Origin of the sequence: Janthinobacterium sp. NKUCC08_JDC (assembly GCF_019345575.1) — a bacterium.
In the GTDB taxonomy this organism is placed as follows: Bacteria; Pseudomonadota; Gammaproteobacteria; order Burkholderiales; family Burkholderiaceae_D; genus Janthinobacterium; species Janthinobacterium aestuarii.
In genome coordinates this window covers 244,511-256,054 of the sequence record NZ_JAHKQW010000002.1, presented here as the reverse complement: position 1 = coordinate 256,054, position 11,544 = coordinate 244,511, and the positions used below count along the sequence as shown (strand labels likewise).

Sequence of the window (11,544 nt, the reverse complement as noted above, 5' to 3'; positions counted from 1 at the left end):
GCAGGCCTGGCCCGGGGAGTGTTGATTGATGGCGAGTATCCAAGTCCGGCTGACCCTGCTTTTTGTCGTGATCGTCACCTTGGTGCTGGGCATTTCCGGCAGCTATACCCAATATACACTGAGCCAAGAACTCGAATCGGGCAGCGCGCGCCTGCGCAGCGGCGTGCTGACGCGCTTGCAGACGAGCTTGCCCTCCGCCCTGTGGGACCTCGATAAATCCAAGGTCGACAGCATCGTCGCGGCTGAAATGCTGCCGCCGGAACTGGTTGGCATCCGCGTCTACGACGCCTCGGTCGGCCTGTTCGCGGGCGAGGTGCGCGACGCGGGCGGCACCCTGGTGCCTTTGAGCGCCGACATGGCCATGGGCGGCACGCCCGTCGAGGCGCCGCTGGTGTTCCGCGACGCCGTGGCGGCGGCCACAGGCGGCAAGCCGGTGATCGTCGGCAAGGTCATCGTCAATTTCAGCCGCGCGCAGATCGATGCGGCCCTGCATGCCGAAGTGCGGCGCAAGGTGCTGGAAGTGTTGCTGCTGGACATCATCCTCGTGGGCGCCCTGGCGCTGAGTCTGCGCATCGTCTTCGAGCCGCTGAAACAGTTGCGCGACGGCTTGTTCGACCTGGCCACGCGCGGCAGCGACGAGGTCGAAGAGCTGCCGGAAAACCGTCGCGACGAACTGGGCGACGTGATCCGCGGCTTCAATGCCGTGCAGCGCAAGCTCAAGTCCATCATCGAGGGCAGCCGCGAGGCGGAAGACATGGCGCGCCGTTCGCAGCAGGCAACGGCGCAGGCCATGGACGAGCTGCGCCGCACGCAGGAATCGTTGCTGCAATCGGAGCGCCTCGCTTCGCTGGGCAGCCTGGTGGCCGGCGTGGCGCATGAAATCAACACCCCGGTCGGCATCGCGCTGACCAGCGCCTCGGTGCTGAAGGAAGCCACCGATGACATCAGCGCGGCCGTGGCCGGCGGCAGCGTGAAGAAGACCGACATCGTGCGCTACCTGGAAACGGCCGGCGAAAGCGCGCGGCTGATCATGAACAATGCCTACCGCGCCGCCCATCTGATCCACAGCTTCAAGCAGATCGCCGTCGACCAGGTCAGCGAGGCGCGCCGTTTGTTCGAATTGCGCGACTATATCGGCGAGGTGATCTCGAGCCTGCAGCCGACCCTGAAAAAGACGCGCATCAGCATCGATATCGACTGCCCGCCCGACATCATGCTCGACAGCTATCCGGGCGCGCTGGCGCAGGTGCTGACCAACCTGGTGTTGAACTGCGTCGAGCACGCGTTTGATGCGGACACGGCCGGCAATATCCATATCGGCGTGCGCCGCGATGGCGACGCGATCGCCATGCAGGTGCGCGACAACGGCCGCGGCATCGCGCCCGACATGCTCGACCGCGTGTTCGACCCGTTTGTCACCACGCGGCGCGGGCAGGGCGGCACGGGACTGGGCTTGAATATCGTGTTCAACTTGATTGCCAAGCAGTTTGGCGGCACCATCACGGTCAGCAGCACCTTGGGGCAGGGTGCGACGTTCCTGCTGCGCCTGCCCACGGTGACGCCGTTGCCGGAAAGCACCAGCAGCCAGGCATAGGCAAGGAGACAGCATGGCACAGATAGAAAACAGTCAGCAAGTGGCGCTGTTGCGCGGGATTAATGTGGGCCGCGCAAAGCGCGTGGCCATGGCCGACCTGCGCAAGCTGCTGGGCGACCTGGGTTTTGCGCAGGTGCGCACCGTGCTCAACAGCGGAAACGTCGTGTATGACGGCGGCAAGGTGGCGCCAGCCGAGGCCGCTGCCCGCATCGAGGAAGCGCTGGTGCTGAAACTGGGCGTGGCGGCCAGGGTGACGGTGCTGTCGGCCAGCCAGTTTGCCGAGCTGGTCGAACAAAACACCCTGGCGCCGGCGGCCGATGCGGCCCGTCTGCTGACCCTGGTGCTGAACAATCCGGCCGACATCCAGCGCCTGGCGCCGCTCTTGCAGCAGCCGTGGCAGCCCGAAGCGCTGGCGTTGGGGCGCTGGGCCGCATATGCGTGGTGTCCCGATGGCGTGCTGGCCAGCAAGGTGGTGGCGGCGCTGGGCGTGCTGCTGGGCGACGGCGTCACCTCGCGCAACTGGGCCACCATGCAAAAACTGCATGCGCTGCTGAGCGAACCCGATGCGCCAGCCACATCTTCATTTTCCAAGGAGCAATGATGCCTTCCATTACCGGTACCTTCGACGTCACCATCACCCCGGAAACCTTGTCGGACACGGCCGCGCAATCGGGACTGGGACGCTTGTCGCTCGACAAGCGCTACCACGGCGCGCTCGAGGCCAGCGCGCAGGGCGAGATGCTGAGCGCGCGCGCCAGCGTGAGCGGCTCGGCAGGCTATGTGGCGCTGGAACGGGTGGAGGGTACTCTGGACGGACGCCGCGGCAGTTTTTATTTGCAGCACAGCGGCACGATGACGCGCGGCGCGCCCGCCTTGTCGGTGACGGTGGTGCCCGATACGGGGACGGAGCAGTTGCAAGGACTCATGGGCAGCCTGGCCATCCGCATCGAGGACGGCAAGCATTATTATGATTTCACGTATGACATTGTTGAGACGCAATGAACTGGGATATCGTCAAGGGTGTCCTGATTGTCCTCGTCGCCATCAGCGTGGTGGTGACGGCCTTCGTGCTCATTTCCGCCTCGGGCCCGGACAAGGCGGGCTGCATCGCGCGCGCCCTGAAGTCGGGTATTCCCGTGGGAAATATCGAACGGGTCTGCCGCCTGCTCGACAAATGATGGCGCCATAACAAAACATTCCGCACCAGGCGGAATGTTCTTCAGCAGCGCCTTGCCAGTGCAGGCGCCGTCAGTTATCGAATTTTTCCTGTTTTTCGCCGTGCAGGCTCAAGGCCACCAGGCCCAATCCCACCAGCAACATCGAGTACATGCTCGCTTCGGGCACGGGGGCCGGCACGTTGGCTTGCTGTGCGGGTGCGGCCGTCATGGGCCTCGGCGGCGCCAGGGCCACATGGCGCGCGCCACTGGTGCTCCAGTGCGGTGCCGCCGTCGCGCTGCTGCTGGCCAGCAGGCGTGCATACGGCAAGTCCGGCGTTTCCCAGCCGGGATTATTATTCAAGCTGATGCTTTCATCGATCATCACGCGTTCGCCGGCTTCGTGCAGCTTGCCGGCTGTCGTGTCGCTGATTGCCGCCATGCTCCATGTGCTGGCCGACAGCGCCAGCAAGGCCATGCATAGCGACTGATAGATTCTCATCGTGCTCTCCCTGTTGTTCACCGTGCGGCGCAGCCGAAACCGGCTAGCGCATGGACGGACAATTCGCCTGTACGGGGGCGTATCATGGTTTTTCTGCTGTTCTCCCATTACAGCATAGATCGTGACAATTTTGATACGCTTATTTCCTCTTTATTACGAATATTTGTCATTTTGATAGCGTAAACGTGATCGCTGCCGCACACTTTGCATAAGTACGCTATCGGCGAAAAAACACTGTTGTTTTTTTGTGCGAATCGCCAGCACGAAAACAATATATTGATTAGTATATTGTTTATCGCACGCTATTCAACATGACCGCCTGTGGGAGGGCAAGATGGAGACAGTCGCAACACAACACGCCGAATACAACCTCGACGCCATGCGTGGCTCGGCCTACAAGGCCAGCTCGCTGCTCAAGGCCATGGGCAATGCCGACCGCTTGATGCTGCTGTGCCAGCTGTCGCAGGGTGAACATTGCGTCAGCGACCTCGAGCAAAAAGTGGGCATCGGCCAGCCGACCCTGTCGCAGCAGCTGGGCGTGCTGCGCGAAGAGATGCTGGTGGCTACGCGGCGTGATGGTAAGCAGATTTATTACCGCGTCGCCAGCGCGCCCGTGCTGGCCGTGCTGCAAGTGCTGTACGCGCAATTTTGCGCGCCGCGCGCCCCGTTCAACGACGAAGCGGACTGACCCCGCCATGACCATAGCCTGGCAGCACTTCACGCCGTGGGCCTCGCTGGCCGGCGGCATGCTGATCGGCCTGGCGGCTGCGCTATTGATCCTGTTCAATGGCCGCATCGCCGGCATCAGCGGCATTGTCGGCGGCTTGCTGCGCCCGCGCAGCGGCGACCTGGGCTGGCGTATCGCCTTTCTTGCCGGCCTGATCGGCACGCCCTTGCTGTACCAGCTGTGGCAAGCCTTGCCGCCTGTGCAGATCGACGCGGGCACGCCCGCCCTGATCGTGGCGGGCTTGCTGGTGGGCGTGGGAGTGCGCTATGGCGCCGGCTGCACCAGCGGCCACGGCGTGTGCGGCCTGTCGCGCCTGTCCCCGCGTTCGCTGGCGGCCACGTGTGTCTTCATGGCGGCCGGTTTCCTCACCGTCTATCTGTTGCGCCACCTATGAATAAACTGATTCTTTCCCTGTTAAGCGGCCTTGTCTTTGGCCTGGGCCTGATCGTCTCCGGCATGTCCAATCCGGCCAAGGTGCTCGCTTTCCTCGACCTGGCCGGCGCCTGGGATCCGTCGCTGGCGCTGGTGATGGGCGGCGCCATCGGCGTGGCCTTGCCGGCCTTCTGGCTGGCGCGGCGGAGAATCAGGTCGCTGCTGGGCGAGCCCATGCAGTTGCCGGCATCGCGGCGCATCGACCGGCGCTTGCTGCTGGGCAGCCTGGCCTTTGGCGCGGGCTGGGGCATCGCCGGTTTCTGTCCCGGTCCCGCCCTCGTGTCGCTGCTGGCGGGCCAGCCGAAGGCGTGGATGTTTGCCGGCGCCATGCTGGCAGGCATGGCCGTGTTTGAAGTGCTGGAGCGCCGCAAGCTGCCCGCGCCGGCCTGAGACGGTACAATCTGGCGCATCGCCACTTTGGATACCGCTTACATGACAACCGTGATTTTCCGTGCCGGCGCGCGCGCCGCCCTGCTGTGCAGCATGCTGGCGCTGGCCGCCTGCGGCAGCCTGCTGAAGAAGGAAGCGCCGCCCCCACCCCCGCCCGTGGCTGACGCCTTGCCCAATCCGCAAGTGCTGCTGCTCGGTGAAGTCCCTGACAATGCGCAAGGCCAGCGCCTGCGGGTCGAGGAATTGCGCCGCCGGCTGGCGGCCGGCTGGCGTCCCGTGATCGTCATGGAGCAGTTCGACCGCGAAAACCAGGCCTTGCTGACGCGCGCCGCGCGCGAATGCGCCGACCCCGATTGCATCATCCGCGTGATGGAACAGCCGCGCTGGGACTGGAGCGTGTACCGTCCCGTGCTGGACCTCGTCATCAGCTACCAGCTGACCTTGGTCGCCGGCAATTTGTCGCCGGCCGATGCCTCGCGCATCGTGCGCGACGGCATCCAGTGGTCGATGCCGCCCGCCATGGTGGCCACGTACCTGGCCGCGCCCGTGCCGGCCGATATCCTGGAAGGGCAAAAGAAGGAAGTGCAGGCGGCCCGCTGCAATATGCTGCCCGACATGATGGTGGGCGGCGTCGTCAACGCGCAAGTGGCGCGCGATATCTGGATGGCCAAGCTGATCCGCGACCAGGCGCCGCGCGACGTGGTGCTGATCGCCGGCAATGAACATGTGCGCAAGGATATCGGTGTGCCCCGCTGGCTGAAGCTGGCCGACCCGCAACTGAACGTGCGCAGCATCGGCTACCTGGAGCAGGGTACCACCGGCTACAAGGGCACGTTCGACCTGACGCAAACAATGCCGGCGCAGCCGCGCCCGGACCCTTGCGCCAAGTTCAAGAAATAAGGTTCAAGAAATAAGCCTACTGCTGCACCCGCACCAGGGCGCTGACCCGGCTTGCCGTATCGAGCAGTTTCGGCAAGCTGTGTTCCAGCAGGTGCGCCACGGACGGCCCCGCCGTCTGGCCGCTCACGTTGATCGCCGCCACCACCTTGCCGGCCCGGTCGAACACGGGGGCGGCCAAGGCGATCAAGCCCTGTTCCAGCTCTTCCTGCACCAGGCACCAGCCCTGGCGCCGCACTTGCGCAATCTCTTCCATCAAGGCGTCGATATCGACCTTGGTCGCCGGCGTGATTTTCAGCAGCGCCATCTTCGACAGCCGTTCGCGCAGCACGTCCGGCGTCAGGCCCGATAGCAACACTCTGCCCATCGAGGTGCAGTAGGCGGGCAGGCGGCTGCCGATGCCCAGGTTGATCGACATGGTGCGGTGCGCGGACAGGCGCACGACATACACGATGTCGTCGCCGTCGAGCACTGTGGCCGAGCACGACTGGCGCAAGGTCTGCATCAATTCTTCCAGCAGCGGCTGCGCCTGCGTCCACACGGGCAGTGACGACAGGTAGGCGTAGCCGAGGTCGAGTACCTTCGGCGTCAAACGGAACAGCCGCCCATCCGCTTCCACATAACCGAGATGCAGCAAGGTGTGCAGGATGCGCCGCGCGCCGGCGCGCGTCAGCTGCGCCCGTTCCGCCACTTCGCTCAAGGTCTGCTGCGGCGCGTCCGCGCCAAAGCTGCGCAGCACGGCCAGGCCCCGCGCGAACGATTGCACATAGCTGTCGCCGGGGCGGGGCGCGCCGTCGGCATCAGGGATTTCTTCGGCGGGAACGGAGGTGCTGCTGCGTGCGGTCATGGCAATTCCAATTGGTCAAGGTGGCAATTATAGCCATGGCGCTGGCGAAAACGGCAAATTGACAAGCGCCTCGATCAGGCATATTCTCACGAATAAGTTCTAAATACGAATATTTGTTCTTTATGCGAACAAATGACCGATGGGTTTGACTGGGAGGAGACCGCAATGATCGACAAACTGCGTTCCAGCGTGCTTGATGCGCTGGCCGATATCCACGATGGCGCCACCGTCATGATTGGCGGCTTTGGCGGCGCGGGCCAGCCGGCCGAGCTGATCGACGGCTTGATCGCCCAGGGCGCGCGCGACCTCGTCATCGTCAACAACAATGCGGGCAATGGCGACACGGGCCTGGCCGCCCTGCTGAAAAACGGGCAAGTGCGCAAGATCATCTGCTCGTTCCCGCGCCAGGCCGATTCGCACGTGTTCGACGCCCTGTACCGCGCGGGCAAGCTGGAGCTGGAACTGGTGCCGCAGGGGAATCTGGCCGAGCGCATCCGCGCCGCCGGCGCCGGCATCGGCGGCTTTTTTACGCCGACCGGTTATGGCACGGACTTGGCCAAGGGCAAGGAAACGCGCGAGATCGATGGCCGCATGTATGTGTTCGAGTCGCCGATCCACGCCGATTTCGCGCTGATCAAGGCGGAGCAGGGCGACCGCTGGGGCAACCTGACTTACCGCAAGACGGCGCGCAACTTCGGCCCGATCATGGCCATGGCCGCCAAGGTCAGCATTGCTTCCGTGCACGAGGTGCTTGACTTGGGCAGCATCGACCCCGAGCACGTCGTCACGCCGGGCCTGTTCGTGCAGCGCATCGTGCAAGTGCCGCGCACTGCCACCGGCCCCGCCGGCTTCAAAGCAGCCTGAGGAGTATCAAATGAACAAATGGGATCGAGACCAGATGGCGGCCCGTGTGGCGGCCGACATCCATGAAGGCAGCGTCGTCAACCTCGGTATCGGCTTGCCGACCCTGGTGGCGAACCACTTGCCGGCTGGCGCGGACATCATCCTGCACAGCGAAAACGGCGTGATCGGCATGGGCCCCGCACCGGCGCCCGGCGAGGAAGACTACGACCTGATCAACGCAGGCAAGCAGCCCGTCACCCTGCTGCCCGGTGGCAGCTATTTTCACCATGCCGACAGCTTCGCCATGATGCGTGGCGGCCACCTCGACATTTGCGTGCTGGGCGCGTTTCAAGTGTCCGCCACGGGCGACCTGGCCAACTGGCACACGGGCGCGCCCGACGCCATTCCCGCCGTGGGCGGGGCCATGGACCTGGCCATCGGCGCGAAAAAAACCTGGGTCATGATGGAATTGCTGACCAAGACCGGTGAAAGCAAGCTGGTGCAGGCCTGCACCTATCCGCTCACGGGTATCGGGTGCGTCAGCCGCATCTATAGCGACCTGGCCGTGCTCGATTTGTCGCCCACCGGGGCCGTGGTGGTCGAACTGGTCGATGGCTTGAGTTTTGAACAGCTGCAAGCGTTGACGGCCGTGCCGCTGACGGACGGACGTTAATTCACCATCAATACGCAAACGACTTTCTTGGAGGAAAGAACATGACTCACGCTTATATCTGCGACGCCCAGCGTACGCCGTTTGGCCGCTATGGCGGCGGACTTGCCGGCGTGCGCGCCGACGACCTGGGCGCCGTGCCCATCCGTGCCTTGATGGCGCGCAATCCCGACGTGGACTGGACTGCCGTTACCGACGTGCTGTACGGCTGCGCCAACCAGGCGGGCGAGGACAACCGCAACGTGGCGCGCATGGCCGCCCTGCTGGCCGGCTTGCCCGACAGCGTGCCGGGCGCCACCCTGAACCGCCTGTGCGGCTCGGGCCTGGACGCCATCGGCAGCGCCGCCCGCTTTATCAAGAGCGGCGAAGCGGGATTGATGATTGCCGGCGGCGTGGAAAGCATGAGCCGCGCGCCATTCGTCATGGGCAAGGCCGACAGCGCTTTTTCGCGCGGCATGAAAATGGAAGACACGACCATCGGCTGGCGCTTCATCAATCCGTTGATGAAGGCGCAGTACGGTGTCGATTCGATGCCGGAAACGGCGGAAAACGTGGCGTCCGAATTCGGTATCAGCCGCGCGGACCAGGATGCGTTCGCGCTGGCCAGCCAGGTCAAGGCGCTGGCGGCGCAGCAGGCGGGCGTGTTCGACAGTGAAATCTGTCCCGTCAGCATCGCGCAAAAGAAAGGCGATCCCATCGTCGTTGTCCGTGACGAGCACCCGCGCGCCACCACGCTGGACACCCTGGCCAAATTGAAGCCTGTCGTGCGCGCGGACGGCACGATTACCGCCGGCAACGCCTCGGGCGTCAACGATGGCGCGGCGGCGCTGCTGCTGGCCGACGAGGCGAACGCGGCCCGTTTTGGCCTGACACCGCGGGCCCGTGTCGTGGCCATGGCGACGGCCGGCGTGGCGCCGCGCATCATGGGCATCGGCCCCGCGCCCGCCACCCTGAAAGTGCTGGCCATGACGGGTTTGACCCTGGCCGACTTCGACGTCATCGAACTGAACGAAGCGTTTGCCGCCCAGGGCCTGGCCGTGCTGCGCCAGCTGGGTTTACCCGACGACGATGCGCGCGTCAATCCGAACGGCGGCGCCATCGCCCTCGGCCACCCGCTGGGTGCCTCCGGTGCGCGCCTGGCCATGACGGCCGTCAACCAGCTACACCGCACGGGCGGCCGCTATGCGCTCTGCAGCATGTGCATCGGCGTGGGGCAGGGTATTGCATTGGTGCTGGAACGGGTCTGATTCCACACGCCCGCAGGCGAAAAATAGTTGCCGGCGATACGTATTAACCCGTATGCCGGGCGGCTTTTTGACTCTGATCAAGGGCGTATGATGCAAAACCAGTCCGGGCAACCGGGCTGGCGTTGGCTTTTTCACACGAACAAAAAGACTGATATGACATCCCACGATACTCCGCATGACGTTGCGCAGCTGACTTCCCAGCAGCGCATCAAGGCCATCATTGGCGCTTCCTCCGGTAACCTGGTCGAATGGTTCGACTTCTACATTTACTCGTTCTGCGCGCTGTACTTCTCGCACGCCTTCTTCCCCTCCGGTAACCCGACGACGCAGCTGCTGCAGACGGCCGGCATCTTCGCCGCCGGCTTCCTCATGCGTCCCGTGGGGGGCTGGCTGTTCGGCCGCATCGCCGACAAATACGGCCGCCGCCAGTCGATGATGATTTCCGTGCTGATGATGTGCGGCGGCTCGTTGATGATCGCCGTCATGCCGACCTATGACACCATCGGCGCCTTCGCGCCGTTCCTGCTGCTCGTGGCGCGTCTGTTCCAGGGCCTGTCCGTGGGCGGCGAATACGGCACCAGCGCCACCTACATGAGCGAAGTGTCGGAGTCGGGCAAGCGCGGCTTCTTCGCCTCGTTCCAGTACGTGACCCTGATCGGCGGCCAATTGCTGGCCTTGCTGGTGCTGGTGGTCTTGCAGCAACTGCTGACCCTGGAAGAGCTGCGTGCCTGGGGCTGGCGCATTCCGTTCGTCTTTGGCGCCCTGGCGGCCCTCGTGTCGCTGAACCTGCGTAAATCCCTGACGGAAACGACTACCGCCAGCGAGCGCAAGGACAAGGATGCGGGCAGCTTGCGCGGCTTGCTCAAGCACAAGCGCGCCTTCATCACGGTGCTGGGCTTTACGGCCGGCGGCTCGCTTGTGTTCTACACGTTTACCACCTACATGCAGAAATACCTGGTCAACACGGCCGGCATGGATACCAAGACGGCCAGCGCCGTCATGACCTGCGCTCTGCTCGTCTACATGATTCTGCAACCGGTGTTCGGCGCCTTGTCCGACCGCATCGGCCGCCGCACCTCGATGCTGTTCTTCGGTGGCCTGGCCACCTTGTGCGTGCTGCCCATCATGCATGCCCTGAAAGACATCACCAGCCCGTACGCGGCGTTTGGCCTGATCGTCATTGCGCTGGCCATCATCAGTTTCTACACGTCGATCAGCGGCTTGATCAAGGCGGAAATGTTCCCCGTCGAAGTGCGCGCGCTGGGCGTGGGCCTGTCGTATGCGGTCGCCAACGCCATGTTCGGCGGTTCGGCTGAGTACGTGGCGCTGCAGTTCAAGGCCTGGCACGTGGAAGAGTATTTCTATTGGTACGTGACCGTCATGTGCCTGATTTCCTTCATCGTTGCTATCCGCATGCCGGACCCGAGCCGCTCGGGACTGCTGAAGTAACGTTGTCGTAAAATGAGGGACACTGCGGTGTCCCTTTTTCATCACCGCCTTTTTATCGTGCCGATCAGGAGTTTTCATGTCGTATGTCATTCCCGCACCGATCCAGCCCAGCGTTCCCGTCACGGGCAGCGCCGACAGCTTTCCCGTCCACCGCATCTATTGCGTGGGCCGCAACTACGTCGACCACGCCAAGGAAATGGGCCACACGGGCCGCGAGGCGCCGTTTTTCTTCATGAAACCAAATGACGCCGTGCTGCCCGTGCCTGCCGGCACGACGGGCGAACTGCCGTATCCGGCGCAGACGCAGGATTTCCAGCACGAGATGGAACTGGTGGTGGCCATCGGCAAGGGCGGCAGCGACATCGGCGTGGCCGATGCGCTGAGCCACGTGTGGGGCTATGCGATCGGCCTGGATATGACGCGCCGCGACGTGCAGGGCGCGGCGAAAAAACTGGGCCGTCCATGGGACACGGGCAAGGCTTTCGAGCACTCGGCGCCCATCGGCTCCATCACCCCGGCCGCGCAGGCGGGCGACGTCAACCATGCCGCCATCACCCTGCACGTGAACGGCGAGCTGCGCCAGGCAAGCACCATCGACATGCTGATCTGGAACGTGGCTGAAACCATCGCCGACCTGTCGACCTATTTCACTTTGCAGCCGGGCGATCTGATCTACACGGGTACGCCGGCCGGCGTGGCGGCCGTGCAGCGCGGCGACGAGCTGGTGGGCGCCATCGATGGCCTGGGCACCTTGCGCGTGAAAGTGGTCTAAGTTCTCAAGGAGACTGACAT

At 64.1% G+C, this 11,544-nt stretch carries 15 protein-coding genes; 13 read left to right on the top strand and 2 right to left on the bottom strand.

From position 1 onward, the window contains the following. The first annotated feature begins 28 nt into the window (after nucleotides 1–28). From KO538_RS07180 to KO538_RS07165, 4 genes are read left to right on the top strand one after another with little or no spacing between them, the layout of a single operon-like run. Nucleotides 29–1,594 (top strand): sensor histidine kinase, encoded by a 1,566-nt coding sequence (locus KO538_RS07180; protein WP_219327895.1) that lies wholly within the window; start codon nucleotides 29–31, stop codon nucleotides 1,592–1,594. Nucleotides 1,595–1,607: 13 nt separating this feature from the next. Further along, the gene (locus tag KO538_RS07175) at nucleotides 1,608–2,195 is read left to right on the top strand and encodes a DUF1697 domain-containing protein (protein ID WP_219327894.1); all 588 of its coding nucleotides are present in this window, start codon (nucleotides 1,608–1,610) and stop codon (nucleotides 2,193–2,195) included. Continuing rightward, a complete protein-coding gene (locus KO538_RS07170; protein WP_219327893.1) occupies nucleotides 2,195–2,596 on the top strand; it encodes a DUF3224 domain-containing protein in 402 nt (133 codons plus the stop codon). Before KO538_RS07175 ends, KO538_RS07170 begins: the two co-directional genes overlap by 1 nt. Beyond that, entirely contained in the window at nucleotides 2,593–2,772 is a 180-nt protein-coding gene (locus KO538_RS07165; RefSeq protein ID WP_034746783.1) for a hypothetical protein, read from the top strand. Before KO538_RS07170 ends, KO538_RS07165 begins: the two co-directional genes overlap by 4 nt. 70 nt (nucleotides 2,773–2,842) lie before the next feature. Here KO538_RS07165 and KO538_RS07160 read toward each other — a convergent pair whose 3' ends face one another. Further along, the gene (locus KO538_RS07160) at nucleotides 2,843–3,250 is read right to left on the bottom strand and encodes a PEP-CTERM sorting domain-containing protein (protein WP_152546360.1); all 408 of its coding nucleotides are present in this window, start codon (nucleotides 3,248–3,250) and stop codon (nucleotides 2,843–2,845) included. 334 nt (nucleotides 3,251–3,584) lie between these two features. On the opposite strand from KO538_RS07160, the gene KO538_RS07155 reads away from it, so the two are divergent. Genes KO538_RS07155 through KO538_RS07140 form a run of 4 tightly spaced genes read left to right on the top strand, consistent with a single transcriptional unit; the run spans nucleotide 3,585 to nucleotide 5,699 of the window. Beyond that, entirely contained in the window at nucleotides 3,585–3,938 is a 354-nt protein-coding gene (locus KO538_RS07155) for a helix-turn-helix transcriptional regulator (RefSeq protein ID WP_034746789.1), read from the top strand. A gap of 7 nt (nucleotides 3,939–3,945) precedes the next feature. Beyond that, the gene (locus tag KO538_RS07150; RefSeq protein WP_219327892.1) at nucleotides 3,946–4,371 is read left to right on the top strand and encodes a YeeE/YedE family protein; all 426 of its coding nucleotides are present in this window, start codon (nucleotides 3,946–3,948) and stop codon (nucleotides 4,369–4,371) included. Further along, nucleotides 4,368–4,799 (top strand): YeeE/YedE family protein, encoded by a 432-nt coding sequence (locus tag KO538_RS07145; protein WP_219327891.1) that lies wholly within the window; start codon nucleotides 4,368–4,370, stop codon nucleotides 4,797–4,799. The genes KO538_RS07150 and KO538_RS07145 overlap by 4 nt, the downstream gene beginning before the upstream one ends. 42 nt (nucleotides 4,800–4,841) lie before the next feature. Then, nucleotides 4,842–5,699, top strand: coding sequence for a ChaN family lipoprotein (locus KO538_RS07140; protein ID WP_219327890.1), 858 nt, complete (start codon nucleotides 4,842–4,844; stop codon nucleotides 5,697–5,699). A 16-nt stretch (nucleotides 5,700–5,715) separates the two neighbouring features. Here the strand turns inward: KO538_RS07140 and KO538_RS07135 are convergent, their stop codons facing one another. Further along, on the bottom strand, nucleotides 5,716–6,543 hold the full coding sequence (locus KO538_RS07135) for an IclR family transcriptional regulator C-terminal domain-containing protein (RefSeq protein WP_219327889.1): 828 nt from the start codon (nucleotides 6,541–6,543) through the stop codon (nucleotides 5,716–5,718). A 165-nt stretch (nucleotides 6,544–6,708) separates the two neighbouring features. On the opposite strand from KO538_RS07135, the gene KO538_RS07130 reads away from it, so the two are divergent. The 5 genes from KO538_RS07130 (at nucleotide 6,709) to KO538_RS07110 (ending at nucleotide 11,524) form a co-directional block, all read left to right on the top strand. After that, nucleotides 6,709–7,407: a 3-oxoacid CoA-transferase subunit A gene (locus tag KO538_RS07130; RefSeq protein ID WP_219327888.1), complete on the top strand. Its 699-nt coding sequence runs from the start codon at nucleotides 6,709–6,711 to the stop codon at nucleotides 7,405–7,407. A 10-nt stretch (nucleotides 7,408–7,417) separates the two neighbouring features. After that, a complete protein-coding gene (locus KO538_RS07125) occupies nucleotides 7,418–8,059 on the top strand; it encodes a 3-oxoacid CoA-transferase subunit B (RefSeq protein ID WP_219327887.1) in 642 nt (213 codons plus the stop codon). A gap of 41 nt (nucleotides 8,060–8,100) precedes the next feature. Continuing rightward, nucleotides 8,101–9,303, top strand: a complete 1,203-nt coding sequence (pcaF, locus tag KO538_RS07120) for a 3-oxoadipyl-CoA thiolase (RefSeq protein WP_219327886.1) — start codon at nucleotides 8,101–8,103, stop codon at nucleotides 9,301–9,303. A 153-nt stretch (nucleotides 9,304–9,456) separates the two neighbouring features. Continuing rightward, entirely contained in the window at nucleotides 9,457–10,752 is a 1,296-nt protein-coding gene (locus KO538_RS07115) for an MFS family transporter (protein WP_219327885.1), read from the top strand. Nucleotides 10,753–10,828: 76 nt separating this feature from the next. Beyond that, on the top strand, nucleotides 10,829–11,524 hold the full coding sequence (locus tag KO538_RS07110) for a fumarylacetoacetate hydrolase family protein (RefSeq protein ID WP_034746811.1): 696 nt from the start codon (nucleotides 10,829–10,831) through the stop codon (nucleotides 11,522–11,524). Nucleotides 11,525–11,544: the final 20 nt, after the last annotated feature.

Coding starts and splice junctions, on each gene's coding strand:
- KO538_RS07180 (WP_219327895.1), top strand. CDS start 29: ATGGCGAGTATCCAAGTCCGGCTGACCCTGCTTTTTGTCGTGATCGTC.
- KO538_RS07175 (WP_219327894.1), top strand. CDS start 1,608: ATGGCACAGATAGAAAACAGTCAGCAAGTGGCGCTGTTGCGCGGGATT.
- KO538_RS07170 (WP_219327893.1), top strand. CDS start 2,195: ATGCCTTCCATTACCGGTACCTTCGACGTCACCATCACCCCGGAAACC.
- KO538_RS07165 (WP_034746783.1), top strand. CDS start 2,593: ATGAACTGGGATATCGTCAAGGGTGTCCTGATTGTCCTCGTCGCCATC.
- KO538_RS07160 (WP_152546360.1), bottom strand. CDS start 3,250: ATGAGAATCTATCAGTCGCTATGCATGGCCTTGCTGGCGCTGTCGGCC.
- KO538_RS07155 (WP_034746789.1), top strand. CDS start 3,585: ATGGAGACAGTCGCAACACAACACGCCGAATACAACCTCGACGCCATG.
- KO538_RS07150 (WP_219327892.1), top strand. CDS start 3,946: ATGACCATAGCCTGGCAGCACTTCACGCCGTGGGCCTCGCTGGCCGGC.
- KO538_RS07145 (WP_219327891.1), top strand. CDS start 4,368: ATGAATAAACTGATTCTTTCCCTGTTAAGCGGCCTTGTCTTTGGCCTG.
- KO538_RS07140 (WP_219327890.1), top strand. CDS start 4,842: ATGACAACCGTGATTTTCCGTGCCGGCGCGCGCGCCGCCCTGCTGTGC.
- KO538_RS07135 (WP_219327889.1), bottom strand. CDS start 6,543: ATGACCGCACGCAGCAGCACCTCCGTTCCCGCCGAAGAAATCCCTGAT.
- KO538_RS07130 (WP_219327888.1), top strand. CDS start 6,709: ATGATCGACAAACTGCGTTCCAGCGTGCTTGATGCGCTGGCCGATATC.
- KO538_RS07125 (WP_219327887.1), top strand. CDS start 7,418: ATGAACAAATGGGATCGAGACCAGATGGCGGCCCGTGTGGCGGCCGAC.
- pcaF (WP_219327886.1), top strand. CDS start 8,101: ATGACTCACGCTTATATCTGCGACGCCCAGCGTACGCCGTTTGGCCGC.
- KO538_RS07115 (WP_219327885.1), top strand. CDS start 9,457: ATGACATCCCACGATACTCCGCATGACGTTGCGCAGCTGACTTCCCAG.
- KO538_RS07110 (WP_034746811.1), top strand. CDS start 10,829: ATGTCGTATGTCATTCCCGCACCGATCCAGCCCAGCGTTCCCGTCACG.